At 35.8% G+C, this 15,205-nt stretch carries 15 protein-coding genes; 6 read left to right on the plus strand and 9 right to left on the minus strand.

Going from position 1 to position 15,205, the window contains the following annotated elements:
- Positions 1–49: 49 nt before the first annotated feature.
- The 5 genes from AsAng_RS10495 (at position 50) to AsAng_RS10515 (ending at position 5,209) form a co-directional block, all read left to right on the plus strand.
- A complete protein-coding gene (locus AsAng_RS10495) occupies positions 50–661 on the plus strand; it encodes a hypothetical protein (protein ID WP_264792730.1) in 612 nt (203 codons plus the stop codon).
- A gap of 146 nt (positions 662–807) precedes the next feature.
- On the plus strand, positions 808–1,170 hold the full coding sequence (locus AsAng_RS10500; protein WP_264792731.1) for a hypothetical protein: 363 nt from the start codon (positions 808–810) through the stop codon (positions 1,168–1,170).
- A 373-nt stretch (positions 1,171–1,543) separates the two neighbouring features.
- Positions 1,544–3,823, plus strand: a complete 2,280-nt coding sequence (gene katG, locus AsAng_RS10505; RefSeq protein ID WP_264792732.1) for a catalase/peroxidase HPI — start codon at positions 1,544–1,546, stop codon at positions 3,821–3,823.
- Positions 3,824–4,143: 320 nt separating this feature from the next.
- Positions 4,144–4,575, plus strand: coding sequence for a cold-shock protein (locus AsAng_RS10510; protein WP_264792733.1), 432 nt, complete (start codon positions 4,144–4,146; stop codon positions 4,573–4,575).
- Positions 4,576–4,795: 220 nt separating this feature from the next.
- The gene (locus AsAng_RS10515; RefSeq protein WP_264792734.1) at positions 4,796–5,209 is read left to right on the plus strand and encodes a hypothetical protein; all 414 of its coding nucleotides are present in this window, start codon (positions 4,796–4,798) and stop codon (positions 5,207–5,209) included.
- Positions 5,210–5,856: 647 nt separating this feature from the next.
- Here AsAng_RS10515 and AsAng_RS10520 read toward each other — a convergent pair.
- Positions 5,857–7,092, minus strand: coding sequence for an MFS transporter (locus AsAng_RS10520; protein ID WP_264792735.1), 1,236 nt, complete (start codon positions 7,090–7,092; stop codon positions 5,857–5,859).
- A gap of 238 nt (positions 7,093–7,330) precedes the next feature.
- Between AsAng_RS10520 and AsAng_RS10525 the strand changes: the two genes are divergently transcribed.
- On the plus strand, positions 7,331–7,729 hold the full coding sequence (locus tag AsAng_RS10525) for a hypothetical protein (RefSeq protein WP_264792736.1): 399 nt from the start codon (positions 7,331–7,333) through the stop codon (positions 7,727–7,729).
- A 149-nt stretch (positions 7,730–7,878) separates the two neighbouring features.
- On the opposite strand, the gene AsAng_RS10530 is transcribed toward AsAng_RS10525, so the two are convergent.
- From AsAng_RS10530 to AsAng_RS10565, 8 genes are read right to left on the minus strand one after another with little or no spacing between them, the layout of a single operon-like run.
- Complete coding sequence (locus AsAng_RS10530; protein ID WP_264792737.1) at positions 7,879–9,081, minus strand: glycosyltransferase family 4 protein; 1,203 nt, start codon at positions 9,079–9,081, stop codon at positions 7,879–7,881.
- 10 nt (positions 9,082–9,091) lie between these two features.
- The gene (locus tag AsAng_RS10535; RefSeq protein WP_264792738.1) at positions 9,092–9,988 is read right to left on the minus strand and encodes an FkbM family methyltransferase; all 897 of its coding nucleotides are present in this window, start codon (positions 9,986–9,988) and stop codon (positions 9,092–9,094) included.
- 30 nt (positions 9,989–10,018) lie between these two features.
- The gene (locus AsAng_RS10540) at positions 10,019–11,143 is read right to left on the minus strand and encodes a LuxE/PaaK family acyltransferase (protein ID WP_264792739.1); all 1,125 of its coding nucleotides are present in this window, start codon (positions 11,141–11,143) and stop codon (positions 10,019–10,021) included.
- Positions 11,124–12,623, minus strand: coding sequence for an acyl-CoA reductase (locus AsAng_RS10545; protein ID WP_264792740.1), 1,500 nt, complete (start codon positions 12,621–12,623; stop codon positions 11,124–11,126). Before AsAng_RS10545 ends, AsAng_RS10540 begins: the two co-directional genes overlap by 20 nt.
- 11 nt (positions 12,624–12,634) lie before the next feature.
- Positions 12,635–13,189, minus strand: coding sequence for a D-glycero-alpha-D-manno-heptose-1,7-bisphosphate 7-phosphatase (locus tag AsAng_RS10550; RefSeq protein ID WP_264792741.1), 555 nt, complete (start codon positions 13,187–13,189; stop codon positions 12,635–12,637).
- Between the two features lie 10 nt (positions 13,190–13,199).
- Positions 13,200–13,700 carry an NUDIX hydrolase gene (locus tag AsAng_RS10555; protein ID WP_264792742.1) on the minus strand — a complete coding sequence of 167 codons (501 nt, stop codon included), beginning with the start codon at positions 13,698–13,700 and terminating at the stop codon, positions 13,200–13,202.
- Position 13,701: 1 nt separating this feature from the next.
- Positions 13,702–14,466: a class I SAM-dependent methyltransferase gene (locus AsAng_RS10560; protein ID WP_264792743.1), complete on the minus strand. Its 765-nt coding sequence runs from the start codon at positions 14,464–14,466 to the stop codon at positions 13,702–13,704.
- On the minus strand, positions 14,460–15,203 hold the full coding sequence (locus AsAng_RS10565) for an HAD family hydrolase (RefSeq protein ID WP_264792744.1): 744 nt from the start codon (positions 15,201–15,203) through the stop codon (positions 14,460–14,462). Before AsAng_RS10565 ends, AsAng_RS10560 begins: the two co-directional genes overlap by 7 nt.
- Positions 15,204–15,205 lie beyond the last annotated feature (2 nt).

The raw sequence follows: 15,205 nt of genomic DNA on the forward strand, positions 1-15,205 counted from the left end.
GTGATCTAACAACCTAGCAAATAACAATCTGTTCTAATATACCCAAACTATGCCATTAAAGACCAAAGAAGCCGTTTGTAATTGGGTCAATGAAAAATTAAAACAACACCAAATACAAAATAAGAAGAAGTTTTTGAAGTATGATTCTTGTATAAATCTATGGGTGAGTAATATACTTCGCCCTAAGAAAGTACAAGTTCCCATTTATACTACTAAATGGAAACTAAAAATACTTCGTTCCTTGCAAAAGTTATTTTACGGCCCAGAAGAAATGAAAATGGAGCATTGGTGTTCAAGGATAGATTTTTCTAAAATTATCTGGGCTGATCAATGGAAAAAATATCCTTTTACTTATGAAATCGCCCTCCCTAAATATACAACAGAGCATAAATACTGCTGGGAAATTAGTCTTAATCATGCATTTTTTCAAGAGGACTTACAATTTGGAGTAAGACCTATCCATGTTTATAAATATACAGTAGACATGGGAAAAGGTCCTCTCATTGTTAACAAAAACAACGGCAAAATATATGCCTTAGGGAGTGGAGTGATGCTCATCGATTGCATTAAAGATTTTGAACATTTTATAATGCAACAACATTCTGACCTGCAGTGGGATTGCTATGAAGTCAAATCCTCCAACTTCCCATTCTATTCTTGAACTCTATTTTTTCCCTAAATTCAAAAAACAGTCATTAGTGTTTAGTTGGACAAATTTTTTAACAAAAAAAAAGAACGCAACCGTAATGAAAGTAGATTACTTAGTTCTACATTTAAGCGTTTTTTTCACTCCCTAAAAATAAAATCATGAAAAATACCTCCATTAATGTACTTAGCTTATTGTTTTGCCTACTATTTTTTCTTACCTCGCCAGCAACAATCAATGCTGCAATAGAATATAACCCTCCCGTTAAAAAGACAAAAGTTGTCCAAAAAAAGCATAAAAAAAGAAAGGCTGCTTCTCGTAAAAAAAAGATAAAAAAAGAAAGCCGATTATCTCCTATGGTCGTCCTTCTTTTATTATCAGTGGTTTTTATTACAGGAGTTGTTTTGCTAATTGTTGGATTGGTGCAGATGAACCCCGTACTTTGGATTACTGCATTGTGTTTGTTGGGAGCCTTCTTATTAACACTTTTCCTTTTTCTTTTCAAAAAGAAAATTAGACGTTAATTTTTACTTATTTTCAGTTGCAAATCACTTGCCCCTTTTAATCTAAAAATCTCTTTACACTTAGCTAGCAAGGTCTCCTTTAAACGTATAAATGGAGACTTTGTCATTTCTATGCCCTTCCTAAAAATTGCCAATCATCCTATTCAACCTTCTTGATCGATTCCCCCAAAAGTCCTTTGTTATCCGTTCAGTTTTTTTTGCATCTATAACAACTCGTATCGCTATAAATTACTGAACATTCATCATGCCTAAACCAACATCTACAGCATCTATATTGGCATCTATAATATAGTTTTTATGAATAATCTATTTGCGCTAGATTTGCAGGGATAACAAACTATTAGCAGTCATAAAAACGAAAATATTAGTAATCATGAAAACAAAAGTATTAGCAGCTATTGCTTCCCTACTACTGTTGGGGGCTTGTAGCAACGAAAAAGAACAACCTGTAGAGCAAGGAGGTCAATGTCCTTTTGGTTTTGACAAAGGGCACAAAAAAGAACAAATAACACTCGCAAAATCTAATCACGATTGGTGGCCCAACAAATTAAATTTAAATGTGCTTGACCAAAATTCAGAATTGTCTAACCCCATGGGCGAAACATTTAATTATGCTCAAGCATTTGGTGCTTTAGATTACGAAGCACTAAAAACAGACCTAACAAACTTAATGACAGATTCACAAGATTGGTGGCCTGCTGACTATGGGCATTATGGTCCCTTATTTATTCGAATGGCATGGCATAGTGCTGGAACCTATCGTACTGGAGATGGTAGAGGGGGAACCCGCATGGGACTACAACGATTTGCGCCTCAAAATAGCTGGCCAGACAATGGGAACCTCGATAAAGCAAGAAGGTTACTCTGGCCAATAAAACAAAAATATGGGCAACATATTTCTTGGGCAGATTTAATGATTTTAGCAGGAAATGTTGCGATAGAATCAATGGGATTAAAAACGATTGGTTTTGCTGGAGGAAGAGAAGATGTTTGGGTGCCACAAGAAGATGTCTATTGGGGATCGGAAGGTGGATGGTTAGAAAGTAGAAGGTTGAACGAAAAAGGAGAATTAGATTTAGAAATTGAAAATCCTCTAGCTGCGGTACAAATGGGGTTGATCTATGTAAACCCCGAAGGGCCTAATGGGAAACCTGATCCCGTTGCATCGGCTAAAAATATTCGAATTGCATTTGCTAGAATGGGCATGAATGATGAGGAAACGGTAGCCTTAATTGCGGGAGGACACACCTTTGGAAAAACACATGGCGCTGGACCAGCGGATAATGTAGGTCCTGCACCTGAAGGGGCAGGCATTGAAGAACAAGGTTTGGGCTGGAAAAGCAGTTATAAATCAGGCAAAGGAAAAGATGCTATTACTTCTGGTTTAGAAGTAATTTGGACTCCTACGCCAACAAGGTGGAGCCATGCTTTTTTGCAAACTCTATTTAATAACGAATGGGAATTAACAAAAAGTCCTGCTGGCGCTCATCAATGGGTTGCAAAAGATGTAGGGGAAATTTTTCCAGATGCTTTTGACAAGGACAAAAGACACAGACCTACAATGCTTACGTCTGACTTGGCCTTAAAGTTTGACCCAGCATACAAAGAAGTTTGTCAACATTTTTTGGATGAACCGCTAGCCTTTGACCAAGCGTTTGCCAATGCATGGTTTAAGTTGACTCATAGAGATATGGGTCCTAAATCAACCTATTTAGGATCAGCAATTCCTGCGGAAAACTTTTTGTGGCAAGATCCCATTCCTAGTAGAAATCATGATTTAATTTCCGAAGCAGATATCAATAAACTAAAAGAGGAGATATTAAATGCTGGTATTCCTTCAAATGCTTTAATTGAAACGGCATGGGCATCAGCATCAACCTTCCGAGGCTCTGACAGAAGAGGGGGCGCAAATGGTGCACGTATCCGACTAGAACCCCAAATCAATTGGGAATCGAACAACCCTAAACAGCTTAAGACTGTTTTAGCTGTTTATGAGCAAATACAAGCAAAATTTAATGCTAATGCTGGCAATAAAAAAGTTTCTATTGCCGATTTAATCGTCTTAGGAGGTAATGCAGCAGTTGAAAAAGCTGTTTCTAATGCAGGTTTTGATTTTTCTGTTCCTTTTAGCCCAGGCAGAATGGATGCGACACAAGAACAGACCGATGTTGCTTCTTTTTCGGTACTAGAACCGATGGCAGATGGTTTTAGAAATTATCAAAAAAAGAAATATACGCTTACTACTGAGGAATTACTGATTGATAAAGCTCAACTACTAACCTTAACGACTCCTGAAATGACGGTGTTAGTAGGTGGAATGAGAGCTTTAAATGCCAATTTTGACGATTCTAACAAAGGAATCCTTACCAACAATACAGGAGTCCTAACCAATGACTTTTTTGTCAATCTTCTAGATATGAACACTTATTGGACTTCTACCTCTGAAGATAAATTGGAATTTGAAGGCAAAGACAGAGCTACCAATGACGTTAAATGGACGGCAACTAGGGCAGATTTAATTTTTGGTTCTAATTCAGAATTAAGAGCTATAGCAGAAGTTTATGCAAGTGCCGATGCCAAGGAAAAATTTGTAAAAGATTTTATCAACGCTTGGACAAAGGTGATGAACCTTGACCGATTTGATTTGAAATAATCTGCTGCTCCCCAAGGCACAATAACGATAGCGGTTTAGGTTTTTATCTAAGCCGCTATTTCTGTTATTTACAGAGCAACTATCCCATTTTGTATTCAATTACCTCCGATCTTCCTAAGATATAGTCACAACCATTACCACTAATTTATCTCTCAACAATAGATATTTTTAGGAATTAAGGATAAAAGTTCTTGTTCATCTTATTTAAACAGTATATTTATAGATGAAGGGTTATACTTAGGGATGAACGTACAACTTAAATGTTCATTGCTTAATTCTAATTGTAACACATTATTGTCTCATCGTTAAAAGAATTTTATATGGCAGATAGTTTCAACAAAAAAGAACGTGAAAAGAAAAAGGAAAAAAGAAGAAAAGAAAAAGCAGAACGAAAGCTAAAACAAAAACTAGAAGGAAACAAAACCGAAGAATTCATGTATTTGGATGAAAATGGGAATCTCACTCCCATAAAACCAGATCCTAGTAAAAAAACTGAAATTAATCTCGAAGACATTGAAATCGGTGTTCCGAAAAAAACGGACCTAGAAGAAGAGCTTGTCCAAACTGGTGTTGTCAAGTTTTTTAACACAGAAAAAGGGTATGGATTCATTACTAAAAAAGATTCCAACGAAAGTATATTTGTCCATGTTAACAACCTCATTGATGAAATAAAAGATAAGGACAAAGTTGCTTTTGAAGTAGAAATGGGGGCTAAAGGTCCCATTGCTGTAAATGTAAAGTTGCTCCCTTAAAAATATCGACCAATTACAAAATACACACTGTAAGATTTAAAATCTATCAAATTTCACCTTTTGCGCTCCACAGAACAGGTGGCTGCGAATGCTGCATCGTCAGTTGGGGAAACACGCTGCTTCTTGGTGTATTTTCTTAAACTGGCGTTAAAGTTTTTTATTATTTATTCCCTTCATAATTTAAAAGGCTCTTTCGTTTAAGTTTGCCTAAATAAAAATAATGACCGAATTATCACCAGAATATTTCAAGCTTGTAGCAGAGCAATTAGTTTTAATTAGTGTTTTTCTTGGAGGAATTTCTACTACTATTTTGGGCACAATCATTATGCATGAAAGTGATGATAAAATACTCAAGTTTATGATCTTGGGATTATCGCTTGCAGCAGTATCATTTATCGTCTCGGTTATCGGGATGAATAAAGTGCTAATGGTTTTAGCTCCCGACTCTCCTTACCAAAATAAAAATGAACTATTGTTTTACCCTCGTTTAATTGGTGGGCTATCCTTTTATTTAGGTATCTATTCACTCCTTTTTGTTATAGGGTTGACGGGATGGATGAAATCCAAGAAAATAGGTATTTTTACAACAACAATCGGAATTTTGAGTGCCTATCTAATATTTATCTTAACCTAAGAAAAAAACTTAGTCGTAAATAGATAATACTCCGTTGCTTTTTTAGTTTATTAAGCCATCAAAACTCATAACACTGATAACCAACATAGTACATTTTTAATGGGTTTATTTTTTCTAAGTACGTTGAGAGAGAAAAGAGCAGGTTAAAAATTGGCGTATAAGTAGGGTAATCAATACCTATTGTTCTTTTTGCATTAGCTTCGCTGCTACTCCGTGGTGCCCAATGAATTTATTTAAATACTACTAGAGTAGAATTTAAATAAATGAACCAAACCAAAAACGCTAGGACTGGATGACTTCTTGGACAAAGTATCTTCTTGAAAACTTAGGCTTTCAGAAACTCGCTTCGCTCAGATATGAGCTTTATTTTAATAGATTGAGAATCTATTAAAATGAAGGGAACCAAAAACCTTCATGCTATGCCTTTGGTACCTTGCACCAAGCTTACGCAGTTCCCTACGGTCATCTTATAGAAAAATAACAGTTTTCTGCGGCGTACTTTGTTCCCAATCAGTCATATGCCCACCCAAAAACACTCCTAAAAACATTCAAAAGAAATTTATTGCAAATAATAGCATCTAAAACACTTGGAGCAATACATTTATTTTACTCCTGAAAGCGTATAAGTAGCTTTAATAAGTCCTACATTAATCCATTGTCTGAGCCAGCTTATTCCCTCCAATAAATAGCACTCCGCTTAAAAACAAGGTCGTCACAAAACAAAGAAAAATAACTAGAGGACTAATTTCTAGCGTTATAACCTCCATGATTCCATATGCCAATGCGGGGAAGGTTAGATAAAAACCTAATATTGAAGAGGCGTATTTTGAATTGCTCATTCTTGTAATAAATGACATTACCAAAGGTGCAAAAATAGACGTCAATGCAGTAAACATTATATATTCAATAATCCACAGTAAGACATAGTTATTGTCAAGGAAAATTGCTGTGAATATTGCTAAAATAGTAAACGCAAACAACAAATAAAATCCTGCGATTTGATGCCATGTATTTGAAGTCTCAGTCCTATATCTAGCAAAAACAAATAACAGAACCAATGCTACAATATATCCGAAACCATTTCCCTTAAGTACTTCGTATAAATTCAAACCATTAATTTTAAATAAAGCATCCATTTTTATTCCTGCGAGCTCCATAATAAATGTAAAAATAAAAAGCCCCACCATTAATAGTGCTAGTTGGAGCTTGGGCGTTGGGACTAAATCTATATATTGTTCATTCTCTTTCTCCAACTCTAAAATTGAATCATTTAAACCTTTAGGTTCGTTCTTTTGAGGAAAATAACGCTCGGAAAATGATAACTTATTCTGAATCATTAAAAACAAAATACCACTTCCCAATGTTGCAAGAACAAAAAGATCAAAACCTCTAAAAAATAGATTGGTATCAAAATAAGACATTGGAATAAAAGATAAAAATCCGCCGATTTCTATAAAAATGAATAACACCATAAAACCTATATCACGTTTCTTGTCACTCCTCTTAAACAACCAACTTAACAAGATGTACAAATTAACTCTAACCAAACCAAAACCTAATACCAACAAAGCAATGCTTAAATACACACTTTGATCCATTAATAGTACTAAAAATCCAGCTATCAACATTCCAAATCCTAAGAAAATTGCACGTTTTTGCCTCAACCAAACATCGGTTATCAGCCCCATAAAAAATGGAGCTATTCCAACTAAAACAATAAACCAATTACATAACTTATCAACAGAGGTATAATCTAACTTCAAACCATCTTCAGATATAGCATGTATAACAAATACACCTCTAAATCCATAAAAAATCATTCTCTCTAAAAGGGCCATTAAGAACAACAAAATTAAGCTGTAAGTTATTGAAAGGTTTTTCATCTTGAAATGTAGATATGGAATGAGTACATTATTTATCTTAGCTTAACGCTAGTACCCAATCAATCCTATTTTGTAAAAAAAAGTTCAAAATAGAAGATAATAAACTCCTTACCCCTTCCCTATATCTTTTTCGCTCTTACTTGCTTTATTTACAAATAATAAAGATATATTGTTAGTGTATACGAAACTAACCGTTACAACGCACCTATTTAAAGCTTAATTTCTTATAAATCAACCCATGAAAAACCGACACCCTTTACTACTAATTTTATCTTTACTGACCGCTTTTCCCACACTAAGCTTTGCTCAACACGGTTCTGGAGGAGCTGGTGCAATGGGAGTATTTGTCATCGTGATCATTGTTTGGTTGGCTATTGTAGCTATTCTATCGCTTATTGTTCTTATTCTTAACGTAAGAGCTTACCACAACAAAACAGGCACTAAAACTAGAATAGCAGGAATCGTACTCTCTGTCATATTATTTGCACTCTTTCTTTTAGCGGTAGTAAGTGATTTTGTACCTGCCATACTCGGATTAATTTTATCTATTGGTTCTATTCTTCATTTGTCATACAAAGAACGCATTGTGTATAAAAATGAGCACGATAACATCCTAGACGATGCAAACGATTATTAATTAACGCCCTTCTTAGTTGAATCATTAAATCCCAACGAATTTCTAAATCCTTTTGGAGCATAAAGCATCCCGAATCTTAAAATCAATCTAAAATTCGGGATCGTTTATTGTTAACAGCCCAATTGATCCTAATTAGCAATTTAGGTTTATTAAATCAATGCCATTTTTTTGTTAAGTACCTCAGCATAAAATGCTTCTATTTGTACGCAAAAGTTATCCATAGAAAATTTTTGCAGGGCAATAGATTGACCGTTTTTGCCAATTTTTTCCCTTTTTGCAGGATTTGTTATTAAATCGCCAATGCTATCAGACAACACTTTGATGTTTTTTGCAGGAACAAAAATGACCTCCTCTTCATTTTCGGGAATTTCATCAAACCCAGAAACCTCATTCAAAATCACAGGGCATCCCACAACCATACTTTCAATAGCAGAAAACCCTAGCCCCTCTTTATAACTTGGCAAAACAACTAGATCAGATGCTTTTAATAAATCAGGCATATCGTTTCGTTGAACTTCCGTAATAATGCATTCAAAATCTATATTTTTTGTTTTTTCTCTAACCTCTAATAGATATTCATTGGAGCCTGAGTTGGTGCTTCCAGCCAAAACGCAAACTATCGTTGATTTTAATTCAGATGGCAAGGCTTGAATGGCATTTAGCAAATCCAACTGCCCTTTCCTTGGAGAAAATCGACTGGGGCAAGTTATGACCATCTTTTCATTTGAAACATTCATGCCTTTTCTCCCCCTTTCTCTTTCCCCACTTGAAAATAAGTCTACATCTACAGCCGCAGCAATTCCAAAAACTCCCGCTTTGCACCCATGATTTTTGGCAATATCAATATAATATTGACTGATCTGAACTAACCCATCCAAAGGCAAATGATAGATAAATTGTGACCGAGCAATTCCAAAAGGACTATCTTCAGTAGACATTTCACAGGTGGTAGCCACTAGTTTGGGGCGAATCGCTTCAGGCATTCCCTTTATTGCAATTGAAGCAGACAATATGGTATCATGACTCAAAGCATGAATAATATCAACCTTATTATTGACAATCGTTTTATGAATCGCCTCTGACCTAGAAAACATAGCCCACTCCCATCCAACATAACCATCTATACTGCCAAAAGTAGTACCTAAAATCGTAATAGATCCTCCAGTTTCTTCGATTTGTTGGATTACTTTTTCCCTAGGAGCCTCTGCGGTAATTAAATGCACTTTCATGGCTAACTTAACCAAAGAAAGTGTCAATACTTCTGCAAAAGTTTCTGCTCCTCCTGTTAACGGAGGCATTGTTGGAGCAACTACACATACCGATAGTGCTTTTCCCGCTTCAAATGATTTCATTTTTTATATTTTAACTACTAATTCTTCTAAAAAAATAATTTCCTTCGCATACTTGTTGCTCTGGTTGATAGCCCAAATTCTTCATCAAAACCAAGATGTCTTGATGACTTACATTAGCCTTTTTGAGTAGTGATTCTTTTATTTCAAAGATCAAACAACGTGGTTCAAATTTTTGAATAGAATTACTCATTCCTTTTAGAATATCAAACTCAGCTCCTTCGGCATCAATTTTTATAACATCTATCTTATTTAGACTACTCTGTTTAATCCAGTCATCAAATTTGTGCACCTCAACCTCTTGGATAATTGCACCATTGCCAAAAAAAGATCGTACCGCAGCATCGTGTACGCCCCAATTTTTATCCCCATAGAGCGATAATGTTTCCGATTGATTTCCAAGCGCAATTTTTTGAAGGCTTATTGCAAGATGATTTGCTTTGCTGTTCTCTATAATTCTTTTTTGAGAATCGTTTGTCGGTTCAAAGGCGATTACTTGCCCCCCTCCTAACGATTTCAATTTTTGGGCAGCAACCAAAGAATGTATGCCTATATGAGCCCCCACATCAATAAAAACATCGTTAGGCTGCAACTCATTTCGGATAAGCGCTAAAGTTTGAGGTTCGTATTTCCCTGTAAAATAAATGCAGCGTTGAATATTATCTCTAAGGTCTAATGTCAAGTTTAACCCCAAACGATTTGCTTTTACGATAGGATCAACATTCCACCACTTTGGTTGTAGTGACAAGGGCAATGGTTCTGAGATAAGATTAGGATCAACCAAACGCATACAAGCACGTTCATAGCCCTGACTCGTCATTGAATCTTGTGTTAAAATTTTGGCGACATAAGGTCTAAGATATCGGATTGGTACTAATTTCTCCGCTTTTATTAAGGTGCTCAATTTCATTATTGTATCTTCCTTTTACTACCTATTGAATTAAATTTTTAATGCACAACCCCTGCTTTCGAGTTTATTAACACGTCTTTTGATTTCAATAATATCACTGACAATACCACAAGTACATTTTACTTGCTCGTGCACCACTCCAAAGTCATCACTCAATACAAATCCAGGATAACTAACAGCAGTAGGGTCTGCAAAACTTAAAATCCCTAATTCTCCAGAGGCTTGAACGGTTAAATTTTGGGGATTTCTGGCTCTTGCATAAAGCCAAGGCGGACAATGTTTTTTGTGGTGCTTGCATTCAAAAATAACTGTATTTAGCTCGACCATATTGTAAACATCTCGCACATACTCCTCGTTGAGCAAACCAAATGCTTCGACAATTCGTTGCGTCAACTCCTTGCGCTCAACAATATCCCCTTGCCGAGATTTCCAACCTCCCATTGTCACAATTAAACATCGGTCTAGTAAATTTAAATTTCCTGTTTTGGCAAGCTCTTTGGTTGTATCCAAAACTAAAGCAGGAGGTCCAATAATGACAATCTTTTTGCCATTCTTATCTTGATCTACCTTTCTCAAATCACTCACCAACTGTTCTACTTTAAATTCATCATTTGAAACATAAAATTTACTAGGAAAATAAAGTGAAACGCCTGTGATTACGTACGAAATCCAAAGGTGTTTAATCTCTTCAAGCTTGGGGCTAAGACAATATAAATCCAGATTAGATTGAGGAATTTCAAAAACCTCTTGAACCCCCGCTGCAACGGAAGCAAAAAAACGCATTAATGTAGTATTATCCCTAGGCACCTGAGATACCGTCCCTTTTGTCCCACTACTTGTCGTAAGCATAACACTATCATCCCAGTTAGACTGTACAAATTTTAAGTCATTTTTAAATATCGCAGAAGGTAAAAGAGGAATTTTATTTAAATCGAATTCATCCTCCTCTATATTAAAATTCATTCTTTTACAGTAATCTGCATAATAAGGGTTGCTATTAATATGATGACGAATAATTGCTTTCAAAAATTCTGTTAACTTCTTCCTGCTTTTATTAAAATCTTGCAAAAAAACATCATCTGAGGATAGAAATTCATCAATCGCTGATATACCACCAACCTTATCTTCTACTAAATTATTTGATTTTAATCCCATTATTACTATTTTTTTTATTATCAATATAAGTGCGGTATTGTGGATATTTATCTTGAAACCAATACTGCTCAAGATTCGGTCTTAAAGAGTAATACCTGCCCATATCCGACCATGGTCTTTCAATGCTTACGAGCCTTACCATTGGATGCATTCCGTGCATTCCATCGTGCGTAAAACCTGATCGAAAAATACGAGACCACCCCAGTTCAACTAATCGACAAATCCCATTTGACGCCCATTCATCTCGATAATCTTTTATAATCGACCACGGGTAAACACTTAAGGTCTGATTGTCTCTATTAAAATGTTTTGAAATAGCACTCAAATCATCTACAGGATGTATAAATATAGTTCTGGTCAGAGGATGATTAATTTCGTTTGCTTCTTCTTCATCCATTACCACAATTGCCCAGTCGTCTCCGTTTTCGACATTTAACCCTACATAATTTGCTTCCAAAAGAGAAATAGAACGGTTAGCTAAGACATCAATGTTTTTATTTAAAAAGGGGACATTTTTGGAAAAAACTTTAAAGTATTTTTTTAGTTCTACCAAAAAAGCATCTAAATCACCTTTTACATAGGCTCTTTGTGTATTAAAACAGGCTTCTTGATCGTAATACGAACAATCTTCAATCAATCTAAAAGCAGCCTTTTCCATATCACATTGATTCAAGTCTATCGCACTAGCACTCCATCTTGGTCCATATTCTGCAAAAGGTACATTTGCTGGTACCTTTTTCTTTATAGCTTCTACGGCACTTTTTCCTCCCCATACACAAACAGAGTCCGAGGCATTAATAAATGCGGTTCCTATCTCATCATTTTGATGCCAATACCCAAGGGATAAAGATCTTGTTATTGGATGATCTGGGTCTGCTTCAATAAAACATTGAACAAAACCTATTGGTGTTACAGGATCACGGCTGGGAAGTTTTGCAAAATTTCTGTTTTTTGTCATGATCCCCCGCAAAAGGCTGTAGATAGATGCCAATGGGAGATTTCCTACAAGATAATGCAAGGCTAAGCCCCTTGGGAAAGCACGCACGTATGACATCTGGGTAGGAATCCATTCGTCAAAAATCCTTTCATTACCAAACTCAGATTCAATTTGGTCATACATATGGAAACGTTGCATCATAAAATCCCCAATTGTCTTATAATCTCCCTCTATCACAATATCAGAATACTGTGTAAGTAGCGGAGCATAAGTTTCTGCCATTTTCCTTCCTTGCAAGGCAGATTGATCCCAAAGGTTTCCTACTTTATTTAGAAAAATAGCAATGTCAGAAGTTGTTAATTCTTGTAACTCTTTCGCTATTTTTTTTCCTTCTTCCAATACCAACTCTAAATCTTTAGCTGTAATTTTTGGCATTCTTATCTCTATCCCACTATCGTACCTAAACGTTACCCGCTCCTCATCCTCAGAAGAGAGGTAATATTGTTTACCATTAATTATTTTAGGCAAATCGATTGATTTCATAATTGATGTTTTCAGTTTTTAAAATATTTTTGAACAAAGCTTAACAGGTCTAGACAAATATCTGTTGCATAAGCACTTTTGTCATTTTGCCTCCCTGACAGTAGGTGAATTCTTTGGGAAACACCAAAATTGATTCCTGCTTGCATGTCAGTGTCATGGTCGCCAATCATCCAACATTCAGAAGCTTTTTTATCAAAATCAATACAAGCTTGTTCCAGCATTCCTGTTTGAGGTTTACGACAAAAACAGGCATCTTCTGCCGTATGAGGGCAGTAATAAAATTTTATTTGATCGTTAGAAAGTTGAAGTGATTTTTGAATATAACAATTTGTATTTTCAACAAATGTTTCTTCTATTAAACCACGACTGATTGGGGACTGATTTGTAACAACAGCAATCGGTATCCCCATTGAAGCAATAAATTGTAAAGCTTCTACCGAACCAGCAACAAATTCAATCTCATCAGACTTTAGAATATAAGGTTCCTTATGTTTCAAAATAACACCATCTCTATCGATCAGCAGTAGATTGGGTGGAGGGTTATTTTTATTGAATAACGTACGCATTGAATTATCATTAATTTGAAGGATTTAATTCGTCCGATAAGCGTTTTAACACATCGGGAATATGGGATGGGAATGCAATTTTTTCAGGCAAATGATTTATATCAAACCACTTGACCTGCCCTATTTCTATTCCATCTGGCAAAGCAAAAAAATCACCCATTGGTTCAGCGGTATAATAGACACAAACATTCTCACCATAATCACTATGATCCGTAGGTTCCATCCAAATACCATGATACTCCTTAAGTTTGACCTTTATTCCAGTTTCTTCAAACACCTCTCGAATAGCACAATCTTTAGGGTGTTCATTCCATTCACAATAGCCCCCTGGAATATCCCAGAAGCCATCCCATGGAGCAATCAACCGTTTCACCATTAACACTTTATTCTTATCTAGCACTAATGCTCCAGCGCAGCACCTTGGGTTTCTCCAAAATTCTGTATGACATTGAGAACACTTATAGGGCAACTCTTTGTTAGCAGGTGCTCCACAGTTTGAGCAAAAATTCATTTTATCTATTTTTTTTAGCAATAGCCTCAATCGCTAGGTTTAATTTTGAAGAGTCATTGGGGAATCGTAAAAGGTGGACATCAGGAAGCGTTTCGAAAACAGTACTTGTTCTATCGGTTGCCTGAAAAATTTCTTCAAACCCAGCTTGCTTTAGCAAATTGGTCAGCATTGTTCGTGAAAGTAGACTTTTATGCTGTCCCCACTGATGCGAAAGGCGGTTAATAAATCTTGCTGAACGCATTCCATCATCGGGCCAGCGATGAATTTTTGAATCCTCCAAAACATCGTGATCCATTTCTGCCTGTTTTCCCATAATGATAAGTTCAGCAATGTTCTTTGCATCTGGGCAAACAATTCTAATTTTTCCTCCAGGAGCCAAAACTCGATAGCATTCTTTTAGTAAAAAACAAATATCATCATAGTAAAAATGCTCGATGATATGCTCAGCAAGAATCGCATCAACACTATTGTCTTTGAGGGGCAGTTTTAAAAGTAAATTTACAGGATATACATTCTTACCCAATCGGTGGGTATCAAAACCAATCCATCCATCTGCAACCGTAGTTCCCGAACCAAGGGCAATATTAACTTGGTCTAAAGACGCTAAATGTTTTTCTAATTTTCGTACTTTTATTTGATTCTTAAACAACCGATATAGTTGTTTCGGAAAGGACAAAAATTCTTTTACTAGATCTTTTTTCGTTAGTGGCACAAATCCCCAATCATCCTTTTCATCAACTCTCCAATTTGGTTCTCTAGTTACCATAAATCTGCTTTTCTATGTGGCATTAAATCGATTAGCTTATCCAATGAGTCTACAGAAAACGTAGGCATTGGGATGGAGTTTAATGCCAAATTATTGTTCCCAATATAAACCGTTTTGTACCCTCTATTAATGGCAGGTAACATATCAGCCTCATAACTATTTCCAACAAATAGGACAAAGTCTTTAGGTGTTAAATTGATTGTTTCCTCCAATTGCTTAAATACATTAGATGAAGGTTTTCGCCAGCCACATTCACTAGATAAAATGATCTCATCAAAATAGCCTCCTAATTGATGGGTCTCAAAGACTTTATTTAATAAAGACTTAGGGATTGCTGTATTTGAAAGGGCTATAATTTCTCCTCCACTCTCCTTTAAATCTTTTAGCAATTCTCTTGCTCCCTCCAAAGGAGTCAAATAAGTAGTTTCGGCTCCTCCAAAAAGCTGCCAAGCTACTTCTTCCAATATTTCTAACGAAATATTGAGTTTAAAATGATCGAGTGTATTTTGCAGTATCGTACTAGCAGGGATTTGGTCATCTGACAATCGAAAGTTTTCTTTCATCAATTGATCAATGCCATAATACAGCAATTGGGTCAATGATTTTTCATCCATCCCCGTTTTTTCAATGAGCGCTTTGGGCAGTGCTTTTAATTCGGGCATTGCTTCATCAACTAACGTTCCTCCCAAATCAAAAACCACGATATAGCGCCCTTCTGTGAAATTGTATTTATTCATTG

Origin of the sequence: Aureispira anguillae, from assembly GCF_026000115.1 — a bacterium.
GTDB lineage: Bacteria > Bacteroidota > Bacteroidia > Chitinophagales > Saprospiraceae > Aureispira > Aureispira anguillae.